The following is a 24,861-nucleotide window of genomic DNA, read 5'->3' as shown; positions in this document are numbered from 1 at the left end:
TTTGGAATATAATCAACTTATAGGTTGTCCGACAAGTAAAAATCAAAAGGGGAACAGGCAGCAGGAGAGTATGAGAATCAAAACCGTGAACATTACAGATCAGGTCGTTGAGTACCTGAAGGAAAATATTGAAGCAGGAAAATGGAAGGTCGGCGAGAAGATCCCGTCTGAGAATCAGATGGTCGGGGAGCTTGGAGTCAGCCGGTCCAGTATCCGGTCTGCGCTTCAGTATCTGATCGGGATCGGGGTTCTCAAGAGCTACCAGGGTAAGGGAACTTTTTTGATCAACAGCCAGGTTGAGAACTGGGACGAGGCGGAGTATAAGATCACTTCGGAAGATTGTATGGACATCTATAAAGTCCTGGAGTTCAGGAGAATTCTGGAACCGGGCGCATGTGTACTGGCGATGGAGAACTGTGACGAGAAGACGATCGCGGCTCTGGAGACATATCTGGAGCAGATGAAGGAGTTTAAGGGAGACCGGGCGAAATTCGTTCGGGCGGACCTGAAGTTCCATGAGGTGATCAGCCGGACCTCCGGCAATCCGCTTCTCGAGAAAAGCCTGCACAAGGTTTTCCTGGAATCCAGAAAGAATCATGAGCAGATGAACGAGCTGTTCGGATACGAGACGGGACTTCATTTTCACACAGAGATCCTGGAGGCGTTCCGGGAGCGCGACGCAAAGCGGGCGCATGACATTATGGAACAGCATCTGGGCGGTTCGCTGGAAACGCTGAGAGCGTCCGGGAAGATCGCGGAGAATAAAAACGAGGATCCGGAGGCAGCAGCGGACGGAAATATATAAAGAAAAGCCATGACGGGTACCGGAAGCAGGTCGGACGGTACCCTGAATATAAAGATTAACTTGTATGATGAGTAACAAGTTAAGAAGCGATCAAGACAAGTTAAAAAGGTGCAAAGAATGATAAAGGAGGAACAGAAAATGTCAGTCAGAATCAAGGACATCCGCGTAATCTGTACGGCACCGGAAGGGATCAACCTTGTGGTCGTAAAGATCGAGACAAACCAGCCGGGACTTTACGGACTGGGATGCGCAACCTTTGCTTACCGTCATCTGACCGTAAAGCATCTGATCGAAGAGTATATGAGACCTCTTCTGGTCGGACGTCCGGTTGAAAATATCGAGGAGACCTGGCAGCTGATGCACCAGAACGGCTACTGGAGAAACGGACCGATCGAGAACAATGCGATTTCCGGAATCGACATGGCGCTCTGGGACATCAAAGGAAAGATGGCGGGAATGCCGTTATACCAGCTGTTTGGAGGAAAAGTCCGGGAAGGAATCCCGGTTTACCGCCATGTAGACGGAAAGGACATCAATGAGATCTGTGAGAACATCCAGATGTATCAGGAGATGGGCATCACGCATCTGAGATGCCAGTGCGGCGGATACGGCGGTCTTCCATATGGAGATACGCCATCGACAGCTCCGGAGGGCGCTCATGACGGTCTGTATCTCGACTCAAAAAAGTACATCCGCGATACGATCCATCTGTTCGAGCAGATCCGTTCGAAGATCGGATATGAGATGCAGCTGGTCCATGATGTTCATGAGCGGATCGCTCCGGCGGACGCTGTGGCTCTCGCGAAAGGCCTTGAGCCGTATGACCTGTTCTTCCTGGAAGATCCGGTCCCGTTAGAGCAGCTCTCCTGGCTCAGAAATCTGAGACAGCAGACGAGCATCCCGATCGCGCAGGGCGAATTGTTCAACAACCCGTATGAGTGGAGAACGATCATCGCCGAGCAGCTGATCGATTTCATCCGCGTCCACATCACCCAGGTGGGAGGAATCACACCGGCGAGAAAGCTCCAGATCTTTGCGGAGCAGTTCGGTGTCCGGACCGCATGGCACGGACCGGGCGACATGTCACCGTTAGCACATGCAGCGAACATCCACATCGACCTCGCGGCCCAGAACTTCGGAGTTCAGGAGTGGTCCGGGATCGAACCGCCGAACTTCGTGATCCAGAAATTAAAGGGACCGCACGGCGCTCTGCTCGATGTGTTCCCGGGAATGCCGGAATACCGGAAAGGATATGTATACGCAAACGACAAGCCAGGACTCGGAGTCGATATCGACGAAGCCGAGGCGGCAAAATATCCGTGTGAAAATACCGTGACAACATGGACACAGACGAGAGCACGGGACGGAGCGCTCGTAACTCCGTAAGCATTTGAAAAGGGAAAGGTAACTGTTCAGTAGGTCTGCGCACTTGCTGCGCTGACCGTAATAAAGTATAGGCATGAAGGCAAAAATCCCATCGGCGCAGCCGATCTGGAATGGATTTTTGCTCGTAACTGTGAAGGTACTGAACAGTTACAGGGAAAGGAGAATATGTGGGAATGAGCAGAAAGACATCATCCATCGCAGCAGCGGGGATCATCGCGGCGGCAGTTGTACTCAGCGGTTTCAGCATCTATAAGGACAATCATCAGAAAAACAGTACAGACGGAACGATCACCCTGCGTATGGCACAGACCTCATCACAGACAGGAGCCATCGGACAGTCGATGGATACATTTGCAGACAGGATCTACGATGAGACCGGAGGAAAATATAAGATCGAGACATACCATAACGGACAGCTCGGAGCTGAGATCGATACGATCGAGGGATGTCAGATGGGAACGATCGATATCGCGGTTGTCAACCAATCCACGATCGGAAACTTCATCAACGATTTCCAGGCACTGGATGTTCCGTACCTGATCACATCGACCGAACAGGCCGACGCCGTGTTCCTGGGGGATATCGGAACACGTTTCCTCGATAAGCTTTCCGGCGTCCAGCTCTACGGACTCGGGATCTGGGAATCCGGTTTCCGTAACCTGACAAACAGCAAGCGGGATGTCAATTCGGTGGATGATGTCGCCGGACTGAAGATCCGTACCATGGAGAACCAGGTACATATCGCATTCTGGAAGGCAATGGGAGCAGATGCGACCCCGATGTCCTGGGGCGAAGCTTACACGGCACTCCAGCAGGGCGCACTTGACGGACAGGAGAACCCGGCAACCGTTATCCTGACAAACAACGTCGCTCAGGTCAATAACCACCTTGCAATGACCGAGCATGCGTACTCGACCGTTTTCCTTGTCATGAGTCCTGAGACATGGGCATCCTTTGACGATGAGACAAAAGAAACCTTCAAACGTGTGGTGGCTGAGTGCAGCATCGAGGAGAGAGAGCTCAGCCGCAAGATGGATTCCGAGGCAGTCGCAGAGCTGGAAAAACAGGGAATGACCGTCACATATCCGGATAAACAGCAGTTTATCGACAAGGCGGCAGACCTGTATGCACAGTGGGAAGAACAGTATGGAGACGTGATCTCTGAGATCCGGTCCTTATCATCAGAAAACTAGGAGGTGCGTTATGGAAACATTTGCAGCGGCCTTTAAAAAGGTCCAGAAAATCAACAAAGCGGTCATCGGCGCAGTTCTCTTTCTGATGATCGGAGTCGTATTTTTACAGACATTCTGCAGATTTGTCATCTTTAAGAGCCTGACATGGTCAGAGGAACTTTCCAGATACCTGTTCGTGGCGCTGATCGTTCTCGGGATCAACCTGGCAGCGACGGACCATCTGTTTGTCCGGATCGAGCTGATCGACGGATACCTGAAAGGAAAAGCGCAGTATGTGATGGATCTGATCCGGAAAGCAGTTGCGATCTATGTCAGCCTGATCTTCATGTACAGCGGTTACGGTCTCATTGAGATCGGCGGATACCAGATCAGCCCGGCGATGGGAATCCCGATGAGCATTCTTTACGGGATCATGTTTATCGGCTTCATTTTAAATTGCATCGCCCTGATCGTAGACACCTGGGAAGAATTCGGAAAGAAGAAGGAGGAAGAATCATGCAGATAGCAGCAGTTGCCCTGATCGTTGTCCTGCTCGTGGCTATGGCCTGTGGTCTTGAGATCACATGGGCATTGGGACTTTCCTGTATTGTAGCGGTTCTTTTAGACCCGAAGCTCACATTCGTTGTGATCGCACAGAGAATTTTCGCTAATTCCAACAGCTTTTCCATGCTGGCGATCCCGGCATTCATGCTTGCCGGCGACGTTATGTCAAAAGGCGGCCTTTCCAAACGCCTCGTTGCGTTTGCTGATTCCCTCGTCGGATGGATCTCCGGAGGAATCTCCCTGGTATCGATCGTTGCATGTACCTTCTTTGCTGCGATCTCTGGTTCTTCCGTAGCAACGACAGCTGCGATTGGCGGACTTATGTACCCGGAGATGGTAAAAAGAGGATATCCGGAATCCTACGCGGCAGCCGTTCAGGCGATCGGCGGAACACTTGGAATCGTAATCCCGCCGAGTATCGTACTTGTTATTTACGGAAATATCACAGGAACTGATGTTGGAGCTCTTTTAATGGCAGGAATCCTGCCGGGCGTTGTCTGCAGTATTTTCCTCTGCATCTACGCTTACTACAAAGCAAAAAAATGCGGATTCCCGAAATCCGATAAGTTTTCTTTTAAGAGATTTCTTGTTTCTTTCAAAGATGCTGTATGGGCGCTCGTTATGCCGGTCATCATTCTCGGAGGAATCTATGCCGGAATCTTCACCCCGACAGAATCTGCGGTCGTTGCGGTTGTCTACGGTCTGATCGTGTGTCTTGCTGTGTACCGTGAGATCAGCTTAAAGACGATCTGGGAGATCGTGGAAAATACAGCGGAAGGAACTGCAAACCTGATGATCCTTGTTGTGACAGCACAGATGTTTGGCTGGCTGATCTCCTACTATCAGATCCCGCAGGCTGTCACAAACTTTATGCTCGCATTCGTTTCCAATAAATATATGTTCTGGGCGATCATCATCATCCTTCTGACGATCTGCGGTATGTTCCTCGAGGTAGGAGCGACTAACCTGATCCTCGGACCGATCCTTGCTCCGATCGCAGTTGCATTCGGCATCGACCCGGTACAGTTCGGACTTGTCTTCGTATTCCTCCTCGCAATGGGACAGGCAACACCGCCTTTCGGAACATGTATGTTCGTGGCATGCGGAATCAGCAAACAGTCCGTCGGTCAGGTGTCAAAGCAGCTGGTTCCGTTCGTTGTAGTAGAGATCCTCTGCGGAATCTTATTTGCACTTGTTCCGGGAATTTCACTGCTGCTCCCGTCGATCATTGGATAACATGGAATGAACCGGTTATAAATAAAACAAAGCTTTTCAGAAAAAGGAGAATGAATCATGGCTGAAATGATGAAAGAAGTCGTTGTTGTAGAACCGCATAAATATGAGGTGCGTGAGGTTGAGATTCCGGAACTTGCAAACGAGGATGAAGTCCTTATCCAGATGAAATCCGCAGGTGTATGCGGAAGTGACCATCACATCTGGCATGGCTCCAATCCGTGCTCTACATATCCGAGAATTCCGGGACATGAGAACGCCGGTGTGATCGCAAAGATCGGTAAAAATGTAAAAAATGTGAAAGTGGGTGACCATGTTATCGTGGATCTTCTCTCTTCCTGCGGAACCTGTTACCAGTGTACGCATGGAAGAAAGAACGTGTGCGAGCATGTAAAAGTAAGAGGTTCCGGAGCAGACGGCGGCTGGAGACAGTATTTCACAGCGCCGGCAAAAGAAGTATACAAGATTTCCGATTCTGTCAAGTGGGAAGATGCGGCACTTGTTGAGCCGTTTGCAATCGGTTCCCACTGCACAGGACGTGGTCGTGTGGTCGAAGATGATGTCGTATTTATCCTTGGTACCGGAACAATCGGTTCCATTATCTTACAGACATGTAAGGCGAAGGGGTGCAAAACTGTAATCTGCTGTGATATCAGCGATTCTTCCCTTGAACGCGCGAAAGAATACGGTGCTGACTATGTGATCAATTCCAGGACTCAGGATGTTGTTGCGGAGATCCAGAAAATCACAGACGGACATGGCTGCACCGTAGCGTTTGACTCTGCATGCTTCCCGGGCTCCCTGACGATGTGCCTGCAGCCGGGTATCCTCTGCAACGCGGGCCGCATGGTACCGATGGGATTCTGCACAGAAAAAGAGGGAATCACGCAGGCGATGATCAATCAGAGAGAGCTTGACATCATTGGCTCCAGAATGTCTCAGGATGCGTTCCAGCCGACGATCGCAAGAATGGAAAAGGGTGAGTATATCACTGAAGGCATCGCAACAACATTCATTAAATTCAGCGAGATCGACAAGGTATTCCATCTGATGGATCATCCGGATGAGTCAGCGAAAAAGATGGTAATTCTGTTTGATTAATAATAATAAAAAGGAGAGCATGATCATGGAATTATTTAACATAGCAGGAAAGAAAGCAATCGTAACAGGCGGAACAAGAGGACTTGGCTATGGAATGGCAGAAGGTCTGATGGAAGCAGGATGTGAGGTCGTGATCGTCGGAACTTCCGATAAGGTCTATGATGTGGCAAAAGGATTCTGCGACCGTGGATTCAAGTGCCATGGTGTAAAAGCAGATTTCAGTAAGCGGGAGCAGGTATATCAGGGATTCAACGATTGTGTGGCAGCACTCGGCGGCGATCTTGACATTATCGTAAACGCTCATGGTATCCAGAGACGTCATAGCGCAGAAGTATTCCCGATCGAAGAGTGGGATGAAGTTCTCAACGTAAACTTAAATTCTGTATTCATTCTTTGTCAGGAAGCTGCAAAGATCATGCTGAAGAAGGGATATGGAAAGATCATCAACATCGCATCCATGGTATCCTGGTTTGGCGGACAGACTGTTCCGGCTTACACAGCAGCAAAGGGAGGTGTGACACAGCTCACCAAGGAGCTCAGCAATGACTGGATCGCAAGAGGCGTCAATGTCAATGCGATCGCACCGGGCTATATGGCAACAGAGATGAACTCCGCGCTGCTTGACCCAGAGAATCCAAGATATCAGCAGATCACCGAGCGCATTCCGGCAAATCGCTGGGGTACTGGTGATGACATGAAGGGCGCATGTATCTTCCTCGCATCCCACGCCAGTGATTATCTTGGCGGGGCGATCATTCCGGTTGATGGAGGATATCTTGTAAAATAGTATAAGTACAAATGAAAATGCCGTCTGGAAAACCTCCGGGCGGTATTTTTGTGTAATAGGAAATTTCGAGGAATTCCCTATTACACAAAAGGCACTAACGTGCCAATGATGCGCACTCGCACGAAGCTGTAGATTATCGCAAGCGACCGCGCGAGGCGCGAGAATGTGATAGGGTACATTATATATATACTGATACAAAAAATTCCCTTATTGTCTTTGGAAATGTGGGCAATGTGGTATTTACCACATAATTTTACGGATTGTACATAATATTGTACGCTATACTTTGGCAGTCAGCTATATTCTGGTAACTGTGAGGAACATCTCCGCGAAATTGGATACCATCACCTTTGTTCAGGATGAATTCTTCTCCGTCATTTATAATCTTCACAGAACCTTCTGTAACAGTAAAAAATTCAACAGTTCCCTGTAAATGGGGGTCAGAGTTCCAATGACAGTCTTTGTCCATTTCCAGGTAAAAAACAGAAAAACGGCGGTTTTTATCGTCAGAAAAAACGGAATAGTTCCTTGCAGTACCATCTGCAATAGGAATTGGTTCAATCTCAGAAATCTTAATTACATGGTTCATTGGATCCGGTCGTCTTGTCAATTCATCAAAAGGCACACCCAGTCCATTGGCAATCTTCCAGAGAATCCCTAAAGTAGGATTCCCATCTCCTTTTTCAATCAGTGCCAGCATACTTTTGCTGACTCCGCTGAGTTTTCCAAGTTCTTCTAAGCTTAAACGATTTTTTTTGCGCAATATAGCTATATTATTGGCAACAATTTCGTTGATTTTTTCCAAAACAAAAATCCTCCCATCCATTGACAATATATTGGAAAAAATGTACAATATATTATACATTGAGTTTGCAAACCCAACAACTGTATTATATATCATTCATTAGAAAAAGGAAAGGATGTGCTGTGTCTGAAAGTCTGTCATTTTCCAATCGTCTGTTCTAATATATTGGACATGTTTTACAGAATCAGCACAGATAGGTATGTTGTATGAAATATGATTTTGACAGTTGCATTGATCGTACCAAGGTTATGTCTATTAAATGGTCATCCAAACTTCGTCAGGAAATGTATGGAGAGAGCGATGTGATCCCACTGGGTATTGCAGATATGGATTTTAAGGCAGCACCTGCAGTGGCAAAAGCGATCCAGGACCGTGCGGCTCATGAGAATTACGGATATGGGTATCTTGCAGATGAATTTCTCATGGCCTGCGTTAACTGGCAGAAAAGACGTAATCACTGGGATATTAAAAAAGAATGGATCACATATACACCGGGATTGAATCTTCCCCTTGTATTTGCCATTGAACTGTTCACAGATCCGGGAGATAACGTTATCATCCAATCTCCGGTTTATTATCCTTACTATGATTATGTTAATAAAACAGGCCGTCATATTGTATACAATGCCCTTGTGAATAAAGACGGTTATTATGAGATGAATTTCGAGCAGTTGGAAATGCAGGCAAAAGATCCGAAAACAAAGCTGATCCTGGTATGCAGCCCTCAAAATCCAAGCGGACGCCTTTGGACGAAAGAGGAGCTGACCCGCATGGGAAATATCTGTATTGATAATGGAGTGAAGGTTGTAGTAGATGAGATCCATTCAGATCTTATCCTGACAGACAGAGAGTTTGTATCCTTTGCAACGATCAGTGATAAATTTGCACAGAACAGCATTATCTGCACGTCACCGTCTAAAAGCTTTAATGTAGCCGGACTGCTGGTATCTGATATTATTATTCCAAATGATGAGATGCGTGCAGCATTCCAGGAAAAAATGCAGCCATATTATTTATGGCCGGGTGCATTTGGCGCGGTAGCACAGATCGCAGCTTATAATGAAAGTGAGGAATGGCTGGAAGAATTAAAAGAGTATTTGCGCGGGAATGCACAGTTTATAGCAGATTTTATACAGGAACGGATGCCAAAGGTGAAATATCGTATTCCGGAAGCAACGTATCTTGGCTGGCTGGATTTCAGGGCTTATGGAATGACAGATCAGGAATTATGGGATTTTATGTGCCATAAAGCAAAAGTGGCAACAGATGATGGACCAAAATTTGGGCCTAATGGGGAAGCAGGCGGCTTTCAGCGTATTAATTTTTCATGCCCGAGAGCACAGCTTGAAGAGGCGTTGAACCGGATCGCAGATGCGCTTGATGCTTTATAAAAGCAGGAAGGAGAAGAAAGAATGAATGATCCTGATATCCTTAAGCTGGCAAAAGAACAGGAAGAATACCTGATCAAAATGCGCAGATATTTTCATATGAACCCGGAACTGTCAAATAAGGAATTTGAGACACGCAAGACAATCATCAGTGAACTTGAAAAAATGGGAGTGGAGTACCGTCTGGCTGCCGGAACGGGGCTGGTAGCTATTATAAAAGGGGAAAAGCCTGGAAAACATCATCTGCTCCGCTGCGATATGGACGCTCTTCCAGTGAAGGAGGATACTGATAATCTGATCCAGCCTAAAGCATGTGTTTCCCAGAAACCTGGGGTATGCCATGCTTGCGGTCATGATGCACATATGGCTATGATGCTGACAACGATAAAAGTATTATCCCAGATACGTGAACAATTAAAGGGTACAGTATACTGTTGCTTTGAAGAAGGGGAAGAAGCCCTTGATGGTTATCAGCATGTATTGGAACTGGTGAGTGAGTATCCAATTGATGACTGCTTTGCTCTTCATGTGTATAATGACATGCCGGCAGGAAAGATCAACCTGGTTTCCGGACCGAGAATGGCGGGGGCTGTTTGTTTTGGAGTACATGTGATCGGAAAAAGCGGACATGGTTCCAGACCGGATCTGGCAAAGAATCCTGTGATCCCGGCAAGTCATATTGTTTGTGAATTGGATTCCGCTTTACAGAATCAGATGAATGCAGAGGAAACTCTTACCTTCAGTATCTGCGTACAGAAGGCTGGTGAGATCTGGAATGCAATCCCGGATGAGGCATTTTTCAGTGGAACTTCCCGGTATTTCAGCCGCCCGGCAGGAGAAAAGGTGCTGGCTTTGATCAAGAAGACCTGTACAAACGTGGCAGATGTACATGGATGCCGGGTGGAGTTTGAACCATATACAAAGGTTTTGATGGAGCCGGTCATTAATGATCAGGAAGTTGCAGAAGAAACAGCACAAAAACTGACACAGATGTGTGGTCCCCAGGTGCTGGGAGAACATGGTCTATGGTTTGCTTCTGAAACTTTTTGCAAGTATTTAAACAAATACCCAGGCGCATTGGGATTCTTGGGAATTGCAAATCCAGATCTGGGATCTGGCGCAGCCCATCATAACAGCCGTTTTGATGTGGATGAATCAGCATTACTGTTAGGAGTTTGTGCAGAACTGTCATTTGCATTTCGATGATCATTTTTACAGATACGCGCCTGGAAGCCTTTGCACTTAATTAAGTGAGAAGCTTTTGGGAGTACATACAAGAAAGAAGGGGATTTATGTATAATTTCATGCTGGCATTTTTAATCTGCTGTGTTTCTTATATTATAGGTGAAATGGTTTCTAATTTAACCAAAGCCTGGGTTCCGTCTGTTTTTGTAAGCGCTGTGGTCATGCTTTTGGGATACTGGACGGTATTTCCACACGATCTTGTTACCAATGCAGGACTGATCCCTTTTGGAAGTACCATCTGCTGCTACCTGCAGGTAGCCCATATGGGAACAATCATCAGTATAAAACAGCTGGCTGAACAGTGGAAAGTCATTGTTATCTGTCTATTCGGACTGGTGGGAATGACGGTACTTGCATTGTTCCTTTGCCCGATGCTGATGGATAAGAGCTTTGTTATTGCAGGTCTTCCACCTCTGACCGGTGGTGTAGTGGCAGCAACGATCATGCAGCAGGCAGCAGAGGCAAAGGGGCTAAAGGATGCAGCTGTTTTTGCTATTGCCATGTACTGTATCCAGGGATTTGCAGGTTATCCTCTTACAGCGGTCTGCCTGCAGCTTGGTGGACGCAAGATGTTAAAGGAGTTCAGGGCAAATAAAGGGGCTGCATATCAGAATACAGGTGTACAGCTGGATGAAGTAAATGGTACATTAAAGGCAGCGGCACATAAAAAGCTGCTTCCTCCGCTTCCTGCGAAATATAACAGCAATGTAATGATATTTGCAAAGCTGGCACTTACTGGATGGATCGCTACAATGCTTGCCAAGATACCTGTTCCATTTGTAGGCAGTATCAGTGGACTGGTATGGGTGCTGATTTTATCCGTTATCCTTACTCATATAGGATTTTTAGACGAAGATTCCATGAATAAGTGTAACTCCTATGGTATTGTGATGTTTGCGATCATGATGTTTATTTATGACGGACTGAAAGACTGTACAACGGAAATGTTAGGAAATATCGTAGTACCAATGATACTGCTTATCGTGATCGGTGTTGCAGGAATGGCAGCTCTTGTATTTGTTATTTCAAGGGTTTTACATACAGGATTTGGTTTAAGCTTTGCAACCGCACTTACAGCACTTTATGGATTTCCTATGAACGCGATCATCACAGAGTCAACCTGTAATGCTCTGGCAGAAACAGAAGAAGAAAAGAAGTATCTGATGGGACAAATGTTTGCGCCAATGATCGTAGGTGGGTTCGTTACAGTTACCATAACATCTGTTATGATAGCAGGTGTATTTGCCAATATGCTTTAATAAAAATGAACTGATTTTGATGGGATTGTTTTCCAGGGGATAGTATTTGCTATCCCCTGTTTTTTGTAACGGTCACGATCATATTTATGAATTTGTCTAAAAATTAACGTTAAACAAAAGATTATTAAGCAAAATGCATAAAATACTTGATTTATTTAACGATCACGTGATAGAATCGACAATATGTTAAGAAACAAATTCAATAAGCCATAGAGGGGAAGGCAGACATGCCTGCGTGGGCAGGTGTGACCGATGAAAAAAAAGATTGCAGAGGAGAGGATCATATGAGCAGATTGGAAATCATGTCCCCGACCCGCGCGCGGATCGTGATGGAGGGACTTTATAAAGATCTGGAACGAAGAATCGAGTCGAGCCCGCCGGGGCTCTGTCCTGTTGATATGGCGAGAGCGTTTCTGGAGCTCTGCCACGCGCAGACCTGCGGAAAATGCGTTCCGTGCCGGATCGGTCTCGGACAGTTAAACCAGCTGATCCGGGATGTGTTAAACGGAAAAGCGACAATGGACACACTGGATCTTATGGAGAAGACGGCGCTTTCCATCATGGATTCCGCGGACTGTGCGATCGGCTATGAGGCGGCGAACATGGTCTACAAGGGACTCATCGGTTACCGCGACGACTATGTGGAGCACATTAAGAACGGTCGCTGTACCTGTACCTACAACCAGCCGGTTCCCTGTGTCGCGATCTGTCCGGCCCACGTGGACATTCCAGGCTATGTGGCCCTGGTGGAGGAAGGCAGATACGCCGACGCGATCCGCCTGATCCGGAAGGACAACCCGTTCCCGACCACCTGCGGTTTTATCTGTGAGCATCCGTGTGAGGCGAGATGCCGGAGAAACATGGTCGACGATGCGGTCAATATCCGGGGACTGAAACGGTTCGCGGCAGATTACGCGGGTGTTGTGGATCCGCCGAAATGTGCTCCGTCGACCGGGAAAAAGGTCGCTGTCCTCGGCGGCGGTCCGGGAGGTTTAAGTGCTGCTTACTACTTACAGCTCATGGGACATCAGACGACCGTGTACGAGATGCTGCCGAAGCTCGGCGGTATGCTGCGGTACGGGATCCCGAACTATCGTCTCCCGAAAGCTCGGCTGGATGACGATATCAACGCGATCTTAAAGACCGGCGTGGAAGTAAAATATGGCTTAAAGATCGGTGTGGACATCACGATCCAGGAACTGCGGGAACAGTATGACGCGGTGCTCATCACGATCGGCGCCAGCACGGATAAGAAGCTTGGACTTCCGGGTGAGGACGCGGACGGCGTTCTCTCCGCGGTACAGTTCCTGCGGAGTGTCGGAAAAGACGAGATCATCGACCTGACCGGAAAGGAAGTCGTTGTCATCGGCGGCGGAAACGTGTCCATGGATGCAGTCCGCACGGCAAAACGACTTGGAGCGAAGAAAGTCAGCATTTTATATAGAAGACGGAGAAACGATATGACGGCGCTGCCGGGTGAGATCGAGGGCGCGATCGCGGAGGGGATCGAGATCGTGACTTTAAAGGCCCCGGCCTCTCTGGATGTCGGAGAAGACCATAAGATCCATGGCATCTACGCGACCCCGCAGATGATCAGCGCGATCAAGGATGGACGTGCCAGCGTGAAGCCGACGGGGGAACCGGATGTCTACATTCCATGTGATGTCCTCATAAAGGCCATCGGACAGGATATCGAGTCCGGACATTTCGAGAAAGCCGGAATTCCGGTATCCCGCGGCAAGATCGTAACCTTAAAGAGCGGAGCGTTTGAGAATATGCCAGGTGTCTTCGCGGGCGGCGACTGCTCCAGCGGTCCGGCGTCTGTTATTAAAGCCATCGCAGCGGCGAAGGTCATCGCGGCGAATATCGACGAATATCTCGGCTATCACCATGAGATCACCAGCGGTGTGGAGATTCCGGAGGCAAGCCTGAAGGACAAGACCCCATGCGGACGCGTAAACTTAACGGAACGTGATGCCGGCGAGCGTGTCTGTGATTTCAACGCAGTGGAGAACTGCATGACCGAGAAGGAGGCGAAGCAGGAGGCCGGTCGGTGCCTGCGCTGCGACCATTTCGGATACGGAATCTTTAAAGGAGGCAGGAGTACATTATGGTAAATATTACGATCGACGGAAAACAGATTTCGGCAGAGGAAAATATTACGATCATGGAAGCTGCCGAGAAGAACGGGATCCCGATCCCAAAGCTCTGTTATCTGAAGGGAATCAATGAGATCGCGGCCTGCAGAGTCTGTGTCGTGGAGCTGGAAGGAAAAGAAAAGCTGATCACATCCTGCAACAACGTCGTGAAGGATGGCATGGTGCTCTACACCAACAGCCCGAAGGTCAGAAATCATAGAAGAAATACGGTACAGTTATTATTATCCCAGCATGATAACCGGTGCGTTGTCTGTCCGAGAAACGGAAACTGCCAGTTGCAGCAGGTTGCCTATGACCTGAATATCCTGGACATTCCGTTCAAACAGGAACCGGAATACCAGCCGTGGGATAAGGATTTCCCGCTGATCCGCAATTCTGCGAAGTGCATCAAGTGTATGCGCTGCGTACAGGTCTGCGACAAGATACAGGGGCTTGGCATCTGGGATGTGGAGGGAACCGGATCCAGAACGACCGTGAATGTGGCGGGACATAAGACGATCCGGGAAGCTGACTGTGCTCTCTGCGGCCAGTGTATCACCCACTGTCCGGTGGGTGCGCTCTCTGAGAGAGATGATACGGAGAAGGTCTGGGAAGCGATCGAGAATAAGGATAAGATCGTGGTGGCACAGGTTGCACCGGCGGTGCGCGCGGCCTGGGGCGAGGAACTCGGACTTACGGACGAGGACGCGCCGGTCGGAAAGATCTTCGATGCTTTAAAACGCATGGGCGTGAACTACGTCTTTGATACGGTATTCTCTGCGGATCTCACGATCATGGAGGAGAGCACAGAGTTTATAAAACGGTTTACGAGCGGCGAGCTGAAGGATAGACCGATGTTCACGTCCTGCTGTCCCGGCTGGGTACGCTTCGCGAAGACCCAGTTCCCGTACATGGTGAACTATCTCTCTACCGCGAAATCCCCGCAGCAGATGTTCGGCGCAGTCATGAAGACATATTTCGCGGAAAAGCTTGGTGTTTCTCCGGATCAGATCTTTACGCTGTCCATTATGCCGTGTGTGGCAAAGAAGGGCGAGCGGGAGATGGATCTCTTCTACGGCGAGTATGCCGGACATGATGTGGATGCGGTTCTCACAACAAGAGAACTTGTGAAGATGATCCGCTCCGCCCATATCCGCCCGGATACCTTAGTGGAGATCCCTGGCGACAGCCCGATGCACGCGGGAACCGGCGCGGGCGTGATCTTCGGAGTGACCGGCGGCGTTATGGAGGCGGCTCTCCGCACGGCATACTTTACCTTAAAGGGCGAGAACCCACCTGCAGACGCTTTTAAAGCGGTCCGCAGCGGAGGTTTTCAGGAGAATGCCGGAGTTCAGGAAGCGGAATTTGCCATCGGTGATATCAGGCTCCGCATTGCGGCGGTCAGCGGACTCGGAAACACGAGAAGACTCTTACAGCAGATCGAGCGCGGTGAGATCCACTATGACTTTGTGGAAGTCATGGCCTGCCCGGGCGGCTGTGTCGGCGGAGGCGGACAGCCGATCCATGATGGGGAGGAGCTGGCGTTCATACGCGGAAAGAAACTTTATGCACTGGATGCAAAGGCAGATATCCGCTATTCCCATGAGAACCCGGATATCAAGGAGATCTACAGCGATTTCTTCGGAAAAACGATGTCCCACAAGGCACATATGCTGCTGCATACGGAGCATTGGAAAAATCAGTAAGGGAATTATTTAACTAACAACAGCAAGGATTCCCCCACTTACACGAAGCAAATCACAGTCAGTCTCCGTGAAATTATCGACTGTGGATTGAAACAAGAAATAAAAAGAAAGCCCTCCGGCTTCACCAACGGAATGTAAGGTGAAGGCCGGAGGGCTTTTTTATAGGAAAATCCTTTGGAACTTCTGTTCTATTTTCCCCACTCCTGCAGCGCTTTTGCGACCTTCGCGTATTTCCGGTCCGGGATTGGAAGAACGGTGCCGTCGGTCAGGGTGAGCTCGAAGCGGCGGATGGACTGAACAAACAATGGATTTACAAGGAAGCTTGCATGGATCCGCAGGAAGATGGATCCATATTGTTTCTCCAGTTTTGAAAGAGAATCGACGGAGTCAAAGGTGCTGGTCAGAGTGTGGACCACCGTGTACGGGGAGCGGGTTCCGGTCTCGATATAGAGAATGGAGTTCGCAACGAGAAAGTGGCAGACGTGATTCTGCCCATTGATCGTGATGCGCTGTCCGGTGACCGGACTGACCGTCACGGGAACCTTCATCTCATCGTAGTGGACCGGATAGATCTTATCGCGCTCATCGTAAGGGAACGCGTTGGAGATATGGACCACGGCGATCTTCGGGACCATAACGGATTTTCCGTCGGGTCCGGTCAACTTTTTATCGCGCCAGGTATAGTGAAGTCTCTGGTCATGGACCGTCATCGCTCCGCTCGGATAGTACGTGTATACAAGATACGTCAGGATAATCTCGCAGGCATGCGGGCCGCAGGAAACCGGTGTGGCTGAGATATTGCTCATCGTGAAGGTCAGATGATGTGTTCCGTCTTCCTGTGCGAAAGCGGCGAGGATCGTTGCTTTCCCTTGCATCCACTGGTTTTCGGCAGGACCGATCCAGAGAAGATCGTCGTCTGCGGCATCGAAGAATGGCTGCAGGTGGTTTTCGTAGTATTCGGTGATGATGTGGACGGATTGCCGGATCTGCGCGGAAATATTCATAAATTCCTCCAATAACGAGACTGAGTCCAAAATATGTGCTCAATTTTATCATGTGAAGTTCCAAAAAACAATTGATTTTCATGGAAAAATAAAGAAAAAATGTGAAATATGATGTATTTGATACATGAAAACATGTATTCCACCACATCAAATTGAAGCGTGAAAGTGCGGATGATAAAATTTATCTTATCTACAATTATTTACATCTCGTGCAAAAAAATGACATCTTGTGCAGGACGCATTGACGAAGAATATCGAACATGTAAAAATGAAAAAAACAAGCAGGCAGATTTCCGGGAGAGGAGGTGCGGGAATGAAGACGGCAGAAATTCTGGAAAAAACAAAAACATTTCAGGCGGCAGAAGCGGATATTTTAAACAATATCGGAAAAATTACGCAGGTGGATATGCCGATGGAGTACGGGAGAGTATGCCTGTCGGAACAGGTCAGGAAACATGCGGAGCTTTCTTTTGATCTGAGCCATGAAGTCGATACCGTCGAAGAATTTATCCGCTGGATGGATGAAAGCATCGGAAATGAGAGTTCATCGGTCAATATGAAAGATCTGTATGAGCTCGCATCTGCAGAAACACTTCTTCCGGAAATCAAGCGCTATCTGACGACGGAAATAGCGAACCGCCTCGCAGCCGGAACCGGTAATGGAAAACTGGTGTCGATCTCCGGGATCGCGTATCTGAATTCCCGAGAGGTCATGTTTTTTGCGGGCCGTCTGCTGGAAAAAGTGGCGAAGAGCATGCGGGTGGTTGTCTGGCTGGACTCAAAAGAGCAGGGCAACTTATCTGAGAACCGTTTGAGAGAAATGTTCTGCGGCGAGATCTTCCGGATCCGTCCGGAGAGAATGCTGCTTTCACCGGAGGATATCAGATTTCTGACCGATCATCGGCTTTCGTCCCGTCCGGAAAAGGAAAGAAGACAGATATCGGAGAAATTAAGAAGTTATTTCGGTGGTCTTCCTGCCGGAGTCTGCTATGCACTCGATCTGATGGCGGATGACGAAAAAAAGCTGCCTGTGGAATATCTGTGTACAATGAAAAATCATCCGGTCTATGAACAATATGGGAGAAACTGCCTGACAAAGCGGTTTACGGAAAAAGGGCTGGAGATCCTGAAACGACTGTCTGACAGGAAAGAGATCGTCGGATCTTCTGTCCGGGAAGAGCTGAAGGTCCAGTGGGCAGAGGAATATCTGCAAGTTCTGAAGGAGGAAGGAATTCTTCTCTGTGCCCGGGAAGAAAACCATTACCTGTTTCCGGGAGTGTTCCGGGATTACCTGCGGGATGAAAGAGCAGAAAAAAATATCTGTGAGTGCAGATCGTATGGAGAGGATAAAGCGGAAAGCAGCAGGGGGAAGATCATGATCAGCAGTTTTGGCAGTTTTCATGTTCGGTACCACGGGGAGGAGCCGAAGTGGAGGACAAAAAAGACGAAAGAGCTGTTTGCTTTCCTCTTTAATAAGCAGGGCGTACCGGTGAGCCGGGATATGATCCTCGGAAGCTTATGGCCGGAACTGGAAGAAGATAAGGCCAGAAAACTTTTCTATACGACAATGGCGTATCTGAGAAAAAATCTGAAAGAGGCCGGAATGCCGGAACTTGTTCTCTGCCGGAAAGGAATGTATTTTCTTGATATTTCCAGGACTGAATCCGATTACAGGGCGATCATGGCGATAAAGGAACAGTTGGAGAAAGAAAACTGGCAGGAACTGCGAAAACTTCCGGATATCAGAAGACTGTACGGCGGTGCTTACCTGGAGTTCTGTACGGAGGAATGGACTTACGGGATCCGGGCCTATATGGGACGGATCGTGCAGCAGTGCCTGAGATCTTTGGGTGCTTACAAGATGCGGACAGGTGAGACTGCAGAGGCGGCAGAATATCTGGAATTATTTCGAAATGAAGACCCGTATTCCGAAGATGTTGCGGCGATGCTGATCAATGCGTATGGCAGGCTTGGTGACTACAAAAATGCAAGCCGTGTATACAGGGACTTTGAAGAATTGTTCCGGAAGGAATTCGGAGAAAAACCGGGGGATGAAGTGCAGAAGGCATTTGCCGGATGCAGAAAGGAGCGGCGGTGCGGATAACAGAGCTGGAGAAACGGATCGAGCTTGTGCGGGAACGTTGTTTTCTGACAGAAGCCGGAAGATTATTCCTGGAGCTTCTTCTTCTAGCTGAGTGGGATCCGGATCTGAAAAAATATGAGGGAATCCGTGCAGATGAGCTGTTCCGGATGTGGAAAGAGCGGAAAACGGAGAAAAATGTTCCAAAAGACTGGAAAAGCGCGGAGCGGGAACTGTATCTCGTCGCCGAACCGGCAGGGAGAGATGAGATGGGAAAAGAACTCTGCCGGGTCAGAAAACAGATCCTTGAATTTCTGGAGCAGGAATATGAGACGGATCCTTGCAATGGTTTCCTGGAAATCGTTCCTGATCTGAACGGGGCGAAAGAACCGGATCCGGAGCGGAGTGTATACCGAAAAATGCTCCGGTTCGAAAGAAAAAAGAGAACAAGTGTCAGGGACTGGCTGCTGTTAAATGTGTCAGGAAAAGACGGCAGCGGACGGATGGAAAATGTAAGAGCATTCTGCCGGGAAAAAGAAATGGGACTGATCCTGCTGGATGGCATGGAACTCTGCGAAACGGAACGTGCAAAACGAGGAAGAATATTTCGTGAAGCTGGTCTGAATGCGATTTTAAGAAAACGGGTGATCGCACTGAAATGGTCCGGAAATCCGGAAGAAACAGGGCTGTTCCGGATCATTGGAGACATGGAAAAGGAATGGGAAGCCCTGCCGGTCTTAGCGGTGATCATTACGGAGACACCAATGCGCCCGGTGATCCCGGGAAGCACACAGGTCCCTGCCGTTTTCGAAATCTGTGAGCCGGGTCCTTTTTCCAGAAAAGAAATGGGAATGCGGTATGCAGAAAAATGGAAGATCCCGTTCGAAGGCGGCTTTGGTGAGATGTGGCAGAGATTCCGCTTTACACCGGGACAGTTCCGAAATGTGCTGGAACAGGCAGGAGATATGGCTTTCGCCAGAGGCGGAGAACTCCCCACGAGAGAAGAGCTGCGGGACGCATGCAGAAGGCAGGCGGAGTACCGGTTCCAGGGGAAGGCATCTCTGATCCGGCCGCAGTTTACCTGGGATGATCTTGTACTTTCAGAGACTTCAAAACAGCTTTTACGGGACATCTGCAGTCGGAGCAGGAATCAGGAACAGGTATATGGGACCTGGAAATTTGCAAGCCGGTTTCCATATGGTCTGGGGACTTCGATCCTGTTTACGGGAAGCCCGGGAACAGGAAAGACCATGGCGGCGCAGGTCATGGCGAAAGAGCTGGATCTGGAGCTGTTCCGGGTGAATTTATCCGCAGTTGTCAGCAAATATGTGGGCGAGACAGAAAAAAACCTGAATCTGATCTTTGATGAGGCGTCCAGAAGTCTCTGTATCCTCTTTTTTGATGAGGCGGACGCGCTTTTTGGAAAGCGGACAGAGGTGAAGGATTCACAGGACAAATATCAGAATATGGAAGCTGCATTTCTTCTCCAGAAGATGGAAGAGTACGATGGGATCAGCATTCTGGCGACAAACTACCAGCAGAATATGGATGAGGCATTCAAACGCCGCCTCCAGTATGTGGTGGAGTTTTCAATGCCGGATGCGGAAAAACGCCTCGAGATGTGGAAACGGGCGTTTCCTCCGGAATGTCCGCTGGGAGAAAATGTGGATCTGCAGTTCCTCGCAGAACAATTTGAGCTGACGGGAAGCAATATCAAGAATATCGCTGTGAATTCCGCGTTTTTTGCTGCCGCAGATGGAACAGACGTTGAGATGGGCCATCTTCTGCGTGCGCTGAGAAATGAATTCCAGAAGAGCGGAAAACGCCTGACCGGTGCGGAACTGGGACAGTACGGGATTTTTTGAGCAGAAAAAGCCGGGAGGAAATGCCGTGGAATACGATTATATGGAATATCGGAAGGACTCGCAGGCTGCGCTTCGGGAGAAGAACAGCAGAGGAGAAAAAATGGACGGCTTTCACTCATCGGAAAAGCGCAGGAAAGAAGGAAGAGAGCCGGAAAAGAAGCTTGAGATCGGAAATTCCTACGGAAAGTTCGAACTCGGAGCGACAAAGCAGAGTGTGAAACCGGGGAATGAAAAAAATGTGCCGGAAAAGATAGCGGTTGTGTCCGGGCTCAGAAAGGATCGGAAAAAAGAACTTCGGGATCATGAACAACTTCAGGAAAGCAGAGCCGTTCCGCTTGAACTTCTGCAGAAGAGAGTACTTGTGAACCCGCATAGGAAAGAAAAAAGTGCGGCTGCCCTGCGCCTGGAACAGGAGAAAACGGGAAACCGTCTTGCGGCGGGACTTTCGGAAATGAAAGATCAGGGAAAACTTGAGACGGTAAAGGAGATGCTTCCGTTTCTGGACAGCAGGAGGGAACAGGAAGAAAGAAAACGAATTCTTGAGGAGCAGGAAGTAACCGGAAAACTTTCCACAGAAAAAAATAAATATCTCGACAGCCTGAAAGAAAATGAACTTCATAAGCAGAGAGAAAAACAGAAATTTGTTCAGGCGGCGGACCGGATCTTGAAGAATAAAAGTGAGGAGATCCGGCCGGAAGACCGGGAACATGGGGGAAATCTTGAGGAATATCTGAAAAAACTGTGGAGCAATATTCTGATGAATGAAGAGGAAGAAGATGAGAATATAGATAACAATGACGGAAAGCTCTGATTTGTTTGGAAAATGTTTGGCGGACCCTGTTATGATAAAGAAAAACAAGTCGAATGTTGACCGTTATGTACGAGAAAGGAGAAATGAAGATTATGGCTGAGTACTTATCCTCCGGCGTATATGTTGAGGAGTTTGATTCCGGTTCCAAACCGATGGAAGGCGTTGGAACGAGCACAGCTGGCTTTATTGGATTAGCAGAGAGAGGTCCGATCGAGGGACTTCCGCAGCTTGTCACAAACTTTTCTGATTTTAAGAGAAAATATGGCGGATATTTATCTGAGAATGAGTTCGGAGAGTACCGTTTCCTTGCGTACGCAGTGGAACATTTCTTTATCAATGGCGGTGCAAGATGCTTTATCGCCCGTGTTGCCCCGGAAGATGCGAAATGTGCGGCAGCAGCTGTTCCGACGGAGAAAGATGCTGTTCTGACACTTACTGCAAAGAACCCGGGTATGTGGGGAAACAACATCCGGGCGGTGATCTCTCCGGCCAGCAAGGCAAAGACCCAGGTCCTGGAGATCGTACAGAATGCATCCGGAAAGAAATACGTTGTGAAGAACGGCGGCGGATTTAATCCGGGCGATATTGTAAGATTTTCAGATGGCGAGAACGTTTCCTACAACCGTGTCGTAAAGAATCAGGACAATATCCTTGAGTTTGAAAAAGAATTTGAGGAAGATGTTGTTGATAAAAACATGGTTCCGAAGAAACTGATCAGTACATGTGAATTTACTCTGGAAGTCAGATATGAGGACCAGACGGAAGTTTATGAGAACGTTTCCTTTAATATCGAAGCTCCGAACTACATTGAGAAAAAGACAGCAAAATCCGATCTGATCACTGCGTCATGCGCGGGAACAGGAAAAGAGATCAAAGCTCCGTTCGATGAACTTTCCGCAGAGGGCGATGCGGTCGTAAGCATTTCCTTCGCAGGCGGAAGCAACGGCTCCGTATCTTCGATCTCTGCATCTGATTTTATCGGATATGACAACGGTGCGAGCAGAAGAAGCGGAATCCAGGCATTCCTGGATAATGATGTGGTTTCCATCATGGCGGTTCCGGGTGTTACAGATCCGAACGTGCAGCTCACGTTAGTTGCTCACTGTGAGAACCTCGGAAGCAGATTTGCAGTTCTCGATATGCCGAGAGACGCAAGAAAAGTTGATGATATGATCGCTCACAGAGAGATGTTCGACAGCAGCTATGCCGCTTTATATCATCCGTGGCTTCAGGTATTTGACCCGCTTGACAAAAAGAATTTCGCGATCCCGCCGTCCGGTTCCATCATGGGAATCTATGCGAGAAGCGACAACAGCCGCGGCGTTCACAAAGCTCCGGCAAACGAAGTTGTCCGTGCATGCGTAGGCCTTGACTGCCAGTTTAATAAGGGAGAACAGGATATTCTGAACCCGAAGGGGATCAATCTGATCCGCGCGTTCCCGGGAATGGGAATCCGCGTATGGGGCGCGAGAACCGTCTCCAGCGATCCGTCCTGGAAGTATATCAATGTCCGCCGTCTCTTTATCTTTATTGAAGAGTCTATCAAGGCAAACACAAACTGGGCTGTATTTGAGCCGAATGACGAAGTGCTCTGGGTTCGCGTAAAACGTACCATTGATGTATTCCTGACCGGAATGTGGCGCGGTGGTTCCCTGGCAGGAAGTGTTCCGTCAGAGGCCTTCTTTGTAAACATCGGACGCGACACCATGAGCCAGGACGATATCGACAATGGCCGCCTCGTATGCGTGATCGGTGTTGCACCTGTGAAACCTGCTGAGTTCGTAATCTTCAGGATTTCTCAGAAAACGAGTGATTCCGGCGCTGCTGCCGAGTAATTGAGAGGAGAGATAAGACATGGCAGGATATCCGCATGGGAAATTTAACTATAAAGTAGAGATCGATGGCCTTGAGGCAGGAGGATTTTCAGAGGTTACCGGTTTTGATGCATCCATCGATGTGATCGAGTACCGGGAAGGCGATATGACACAGACTCCGATCAAGATCCCGGGACTGAAAAAATATGGAAATATCACTCTGAAACAGGGGCTGGTAGATTCCATGGTGCTCTATGAGTGGATGACCGCAGGACTTGAAGGGGATGTCGAGAGAAAGACACTTACGATCACACTCCTTGATATTGCGGGAAGCCCGGCTGCGTCCTGGCAGATCATCAATGCATGGCCGGTAAAATATACGGCGCCGGATTTCAATGCGACATCCTCTGAGGTTGCGATCGAGAGCCTTGAGATCGCACATGAAGGAATGACGAGAGTTTCATAAATATATCGCGGGAAATCGTAATGATCCTGATGTACCGGGATATTACGGGAAATAAATATCAGCTGGGCTGGGAAAAGTAAGGATCGATCCGGACATTTTTTCAGCCCGGCTGAACCTGCAGGAAAGGGGAAAGAGCAATATGGCATTTCAGACAGAGTTTACGTTTACGCTTCCCAGGGGCTATATCGATGATACGGGAATGATCCACAGGGAAGGAACCATGCGTCTCGCAAACGCGGCCGATGAGATCCTTCCGTTAAAGGATCCGAGAGTCCAGCAGAATCCGGGATATCTTACGATCATTCTTCTTGCACGCGTGATCACAAAGCTTGGCTCGCTTCCGGCCGTGGACACGAGGACGGTAGAGAAGTTCTTCACGATGGATCTGGCGTATCTTCAGGATCTCTATGAGAGGATCAATACGATGGAAATGCCGACGTATACAGGAATCTGTCCGCACTGTGGGAAGGAGATCAAAATTCCGGTAAATTTTATGGAGGCAGGTCAATAGAGACATACCCGGCAGATAAGATCTATAAAGAAGCAGCATTTCTGGCTTATTACCTTCACTGGTCCCATGACGACATTATGGCGATGAGCCATCTGGACCGGATCCGCTGGTGCAACGAGGTGTCGGGGATCAACAGCAGGCTGAATGATGAGCCGGAAAATGTATTTAAGATCTAGGACCTGCGGTCTTGCGTGCAGGACGCTTATAAAAACTGCCGGAGACAGATCCGGCGGATGACAGGAGGATCAAGATGCTGGGACATGGATTAGGCGGATGGGCGGATCTGTGTAATAATTTTTCCTTCCGCGTCTTTATTGGCAATCAGGAGTTTGGATTTTCCAGGGTGACAAACCTGGAACAGGAGCAGGAGATCGAGGAATTTCAGGTTGGGGGAATGAATTACGCGCCTCATATCGCAGTTTTATCGAATAAAAAAAGCGGAAGACTGATCCTTGAAAAGGGAAAGTGCGTGAAAGGACAGAGTCAGATCGCAAATTGGAGAGCGGGATACAGGATCAACAGCCTGATCGATGTGTATATCTACGACAAGAATGGAAAGAACGCGGGTTCCTACGGGATCAATGGCGGATTGATCGTCAAATGGGAGGTCACAGGGCTGGATGCACTCGGGAGTGAACTGCTGATCCAGAAATTTGAGATTGCCCATGACGGTGTGGAGATGGGATATCCTGCTGTATAAAAAAAGAGTGGTGATCGGATG

Annotated in this window: 22 protein-coding genes; 20 read left to right on the top strand and 2 right to left on the bottom strand. The window is 48.6% G+C overall.

What is annotated here, in order from left to right:
• The first annotated feature begins 70 nt into the window (after positions 1-70).
• The 7 genes from FN001_RS12015 (at position 71) to FN001_RS11985 (ending at position 7,048) form a co-directional block, all read left to right on the top strand.
• Positions 71-805, top strand: coding sequence for a FadR/GntR family transcriptional regulator (locus tag FN001_RS12015; RefSeq protein ID WP_118299043.1), 735 nt, complete (start codon positions 71-73; stop codon positions 803-805).
• 138 nt (positions 806-943) lie between these two features.
• Complete coding sequence (locus tag FN001_RS12010; protein WP_142411983.1) at positions 944-2,191, top strand: enolase C-terminal domain-like protein; 1,248 nt, start codon at positions 944-946, stop codon at positions 2,189-2,191.
• A 173-nt stretch (positions 2,192-2,364) separates the two neighbouring features.
• A complete protein-coding gene (locus FN001_RS12005; protein ID WP_243122005.1) occupies positions 2,365-3,384 on the top strand; it encodes a TRAP transporter substrate-binding protein in 1,020 nt (339 codons plus the stop codon).
• 10 nt (positions 3,385-3,394) lie between these two features.
• The gene (locus tag FN001_RS12000) at positions 3,395-3,889 is read left to right on the top strand and encodes a TRAP transporter small permease (protein ID WP_142411982.1); all 495 of its coding nucleotides are present in this window, start codon (positions 3,395-3,397) and stop codon (positions 3,887-3,889) included.
• Complete coding sequence (locus FN001_RS11995) at positions 3,880-5,163, top strand: TRAP transporter large permease (RefSeq protein ID WP_142411981.1); 1,284 nt, start codon at positions 3,880-3,882, stop codon at positions 5,161-5,163. Before FN001_RS12000 ends, FN001_RS11995 begins: the two co-directional genes overlap by 10 nt.
• Positions 5,164-5,220: 57 nt before the next feature.
• Positions 5,221-6,261, top strand: coding sequence for a zinc-dependent alcohol dehydrogenase (locus tag FN001_RS11990; RefSeq protein ID WP_142411980.1), 1,041 nt, complete (start codon positions 5,221-5,223; stop codon positions 6,259-6,261).
• Between the two features lie 25 nt (positions 6,262-6,286).
• Entirely contained in the window at positions 6,287-7,048 is a 762-nt protein-coding gene (locus FN001_RS11985; protein ID WP_142411979.1) for an SDR family oxidoreductase, read from the top strand.
• Between the two features lie 253 nt (positions 7,049-7,301).
• On the opposite strand, the gene FN001_RS11980 is transcribed toward FN001_RS11985, so the two are convergent.
• Positions 7,302-7,853 (bottom strand): helix-turn-helix domain-containing protein, encoded by a 552-nt coding sequence (locus FN001_RS11980; protein ID WP_118530238.1) that lies wholly within the window; start codon positions 7,851-7,853, stop codon positions 7,302-7,304.
• 206 nt (positions 7,854-8,059) lie between these two features.
• Between FN001_RS11980 and FN001_RS11975 the strand changes: the two genes are divergently transcribed.
• From FN001_RS11975 to FN001_RS11955, 5 genes are all read left to right on the top strand, one after another.
• Positions 8,060-9,244 carry a MalY/PatB family protein gene (locus FN001_RS11975; protein ID WP_142411978.1) on the top strand — a complete coding sequence of 395 codons (1,185 nt, stop codon included), beginning with the start codon at positions 8,060-8,062 and terminating at the stop codon, positions 9,242-9,244.
• A 21-nt stretch (positions 9,245-9,265) separates the two neighbouring features.
• Positions 9,266-10,447 carry an amidohydrolase gene (locus FN001_RS11970; RefSeq protein WP_142411977.1) on the top strand — a complete coding sequence of 394 codons (1,182 nt, stop codon included), beginning with the start codon at positions 9,266-9,268 and terminating at the stop codon, positions 10,445-10,447.
• A gap of 86 nt (positions 10,448-10,533) precedes the next feature.
• Positions 10,534-11,745: a hypothetical protein gene (locus FN001_RS11965; protein ID WP_142411976.1), complete on the top strand. Its 1,212-nt coding sequence runs from the start codon at positions 10,534-10,536 to the stop codon at positions 11,743-11,745.
• A 284-nt stretch (positions 11,746-12,029) separates the two neighbouring features.
• Positions 12,030-13,862 carry an NAD(P)-binding protein gene (locus FN001_RS11960; protein ID WP_142411975.1) on the top strand — a complete coding sequence of 611 codons (1,833 nt, stop codon included), beginning with the start codon at positions 12,030-12,032 and terminating at the stop codon, positions 13,860-13,862.
• Positions 13,856-15,589 carry a [FeFe] hydrogenase, group A gene (locus FN001_RS11955; protein WP_142411974.1) on the top strand — a complete coding sequence of 578 codons (1,734 nt, stop codon included), beginning with the start codon at positions 13,856-13,858 and terminating at the stop codon, positions 15,587-15,589. The genes FN001_RS11960 and FN001_RS11955 overlap by 7 nt, the downstream gene beginning before the upstream one ends.
• Before the next feature lie 188 nt (positions 15,590-15,777).
• Here FN001_RS11955 and FN001_RS11950 read toward each other — a convergent pair whose 3' ends face one another.
• Complete coding sequence (locus FN001_RS11950) at positions 15,778-16,593, bottom strand: LytR/AlgR family response regulator transcription factor (RefSeq protein WP_142411973.1); 816 nt, start codon at positions 16,591-16,593, stop codon at positions 15,778-15,780.
• 313 nt (positions 16,594-16,906) lie between these two features.
• On the opposite strand from FN001_RS11950, the gene FN001_RS11945 reads away from it, so the two are divergent.
• From FN001_RS11945 to FN001_RS11910, 8 genes are all read left to right on the top strand, one after another.
• Positions 16,907-18,697 (top strand): BTAD domain-containing putative transcriptional regulator, encoded by a 1,791-nt coding sequence (locus tag FN001_RS11945; protein ID WP_185911913.1) that lies wholly within the window; start codon positions 16,907-16,909, stop codon positions 18,695-18,697.
• Positions 18,670-20,538, top strand: coding sequence for an ATP-binding protein (locus FN001_RS18515; RefSeq protein WP_142411971.1), 1,869 nt, complete (start codon positions 18,670-18,672; stop codon positions 20,536-20,538). The genes FN001_RS11945 and FN001_RS18515 overlap by 28 nt, the downstream gene beginning before the upstream one ends.
• A gap of 25 nt (positions 20,539-20,563) precedes the next feature.
• Positions 20,564-21,349, top strand: coding sequence for a hypothetical protein (locus tag FN001_RS11935; protein WP_142411970.1), 786 nt, complete (start codon positions 20,564-20,566; stop codon positions 21,347-21,349).
• Between the two features lie 92 nt (positions 21,350-21,441).
• Positions 21,442-23,184, top strand: coding sequence for a phage tail sheath subtilisin-like domain-containing protein (locus FN001_RS11930; RefSeq protein WP_142411969.1), 1,743 nt, complete (start codon positions 21,442-21,444; stop codon positions 23,182-23,184).
• 19 nt (positions 23,185-23,203) lie between these two features.
• Positions 23,204-23,629 carry a phage tail protein gene (locus FN001_RS11925; RefSeq protein ID WP_142411968.1) on the top strand — a complete coding sequence of 142 codons (426 nt, stop codon included), beginning with the start codon at positions 23,204-23,206 and terminating at the stop codon, positions 23,627-23,629.
• Between the two features lie 139 nt (positions 23,630-23,768).
• Positions 23,769-24,140: a phage tail assembly protein gene (locus FN001_RS11920; protein ID WP_142411967.1), complete on the top strand. Its 372-nt coding sequence runs from the start codon at positions 23,769-23,771 to the stop codon at positions 24,138-24,140.
• The gene (locus FN001_RS18770; protein ID WP_486463519.1) at positions 24,080-24,316 is read left to right on the top strand and encodes a DUF6760 family protein; all 237 of its coding nucleotides are present in this window, start codon (positions 24,080-24,082) and stop codon (positions 24,314-24,316) included. The genes FN001_RS11920 and FN001_RS18770 overlap by 61 nt, the downstream gene beginning before the upstream one ends.
• A 74-nt stretch (positions 24,317-24,390) precedes the next feature.
• Positions 24,391-24,840, top strand: coding sequence for a phage tail protein (locus tag FN001_RS11910; RefSeq protein ID WP_142411965.1), 450 nt, complete (start codon positions 24,391-24,393; stop codon positions 24,838-24,840).
• The last annotated feature ends 21 nt before the right edge of the window (positions 24,841-24,861 follow it).

Source organism: Clostridium sp. Marseille-P7770 (genome assembly GCF_902143525.1).
Lineage (GTDB): Bacteria > Bacillota > Clostridia > Lachnospirales > Lachnospiraceae > Pilosibacter.
Note: the sequence above shows the minus strand (reverse complement) of the source record. Positions and strands in the feature narration are given on the sequence as shown.

Coding starts and splice junctions, on each gene's coding strand:
- FN001_RS12015 (WP_118299043.1), top strand. CDS start 71: ATGAGAATCAAAACCGTGAACATTACAGATCAGGTCGTTGAGTACCTG.
- FN001_RS12010 (WP_142411983.1), top strand. CDS start 944: ATGTCAGTCAGAATCAAGGACATCCGCGTAATCTGTACGGCACCGGAA.
- FN001_RS12005 (WP_243122005.1), top strand. CDS start 2,365: ATGAGCAGAAAGACATCATCCATCGCAGCAGCGGGGATCATCGCGGCG.
- FN001_RS12000 (WP_142411982.1), top strand. CDS start 3,395: ATGGAAACATTTGCAGCGGCCTTTAAAAAGGTCCAGAAAATCAACAAA.
- FN001_RS11995 (WP_142411981.1), top strand. CDS start 3,880: ATGCAGATAGCAGCAGTTGCCCTGATCGTTGTCCTGCTCGTGGCTATG.
- FN001_RS11990 (WP_142411980.1), top strand. CDS start 5,221: ATGGCTGAAATGATGAAAGAAGTCGTTGTTGTAGAACCGCATAAATAT.
- FN001_RS11985 (WP_142411979.1), top strand. CDS start 6,287: ATGGAATTATTTAACATAGCAGGAAAGAAAGCAATCGTAACAGGCGGA.
- FN001_RS11975 (WP_142411978.1), top strand. CDS start 8,060: ATGAAATATGATTTTGACAGTTGCATTGATCGTACCAAGGTTATGTCT.
- FN001_RS11970 (WP_142411977.1), top strand. CDS start 9,266: ATGAATGATCCTGATATCCTTAAGCTGGCAAAAGAACAGGAAGAATAC.
- FN001_RS11965 (WP_142411976.1), top strand. CDS start 10,534: ATGTATAATTTCATGCTGGCATTTTTAATCTGCTGTGTTTCTTATATT.
- FN001_RS11960 (WP_142411975.1), top strand. CDS start 12,030: ATGAGCAGATTGGAAATCATGTCCCCGACCCGCGCGCGGATCGTGATG.
- FN001_RS11955 (WP_142411974.1), top strand. CDS start 13,856: ATGGTAAATATTACGATCGACGGAAAACAGATTTCGGCAGAGGAAAAT.
- FN001_RS11950 (WP_142411973.1), bottom strand. CDS start 16,593: ATGAATATTTCCGCGCAGATCCGGCAATCCGTCCACATCATCACCGAA.
- FN001_RS11945 (WP_185911913.1), top strand. CDS start 16,907: ATGAAGACGGCAGAAATTCTGGAAAAAACAAAAACATTTCAGGCGGCA.
- FN001_RS18515 (WP_142411971.1), top strand. CDS start 18,670: ATGCAGAAAGGAGCGGCGGTGCGGATAACAGAGCTGGAGAAACGGATC.
- FN001_RS11930 (WP_142411969.1), top strand. CDS start 21,442: ATGGCTGAGTACTTATCCTCCGGCGTATATGTTGAGGAGTTTGATTCC.
- FN001_RS11925 (WP_142411968.1), top strand. CDS start 23,204: ATGGCAGGATATCCGCATGGGAAATTTAACTATAAAGTAGAGATCGAT.
- FN001_RS11920 (WP_142411967.1), top strand. CDS start 23,769: ATGGCATTTCAGACAGAGTTTACGTTTACGCTTCCCAGGGGCTATATC.
- FN001_RS11910 (WP_142411965.1), top strand. CDS start 24,391: ATGCTGGGACATGGATTAGGCGGATGGGCGGATCTGTGTAATAATTTT.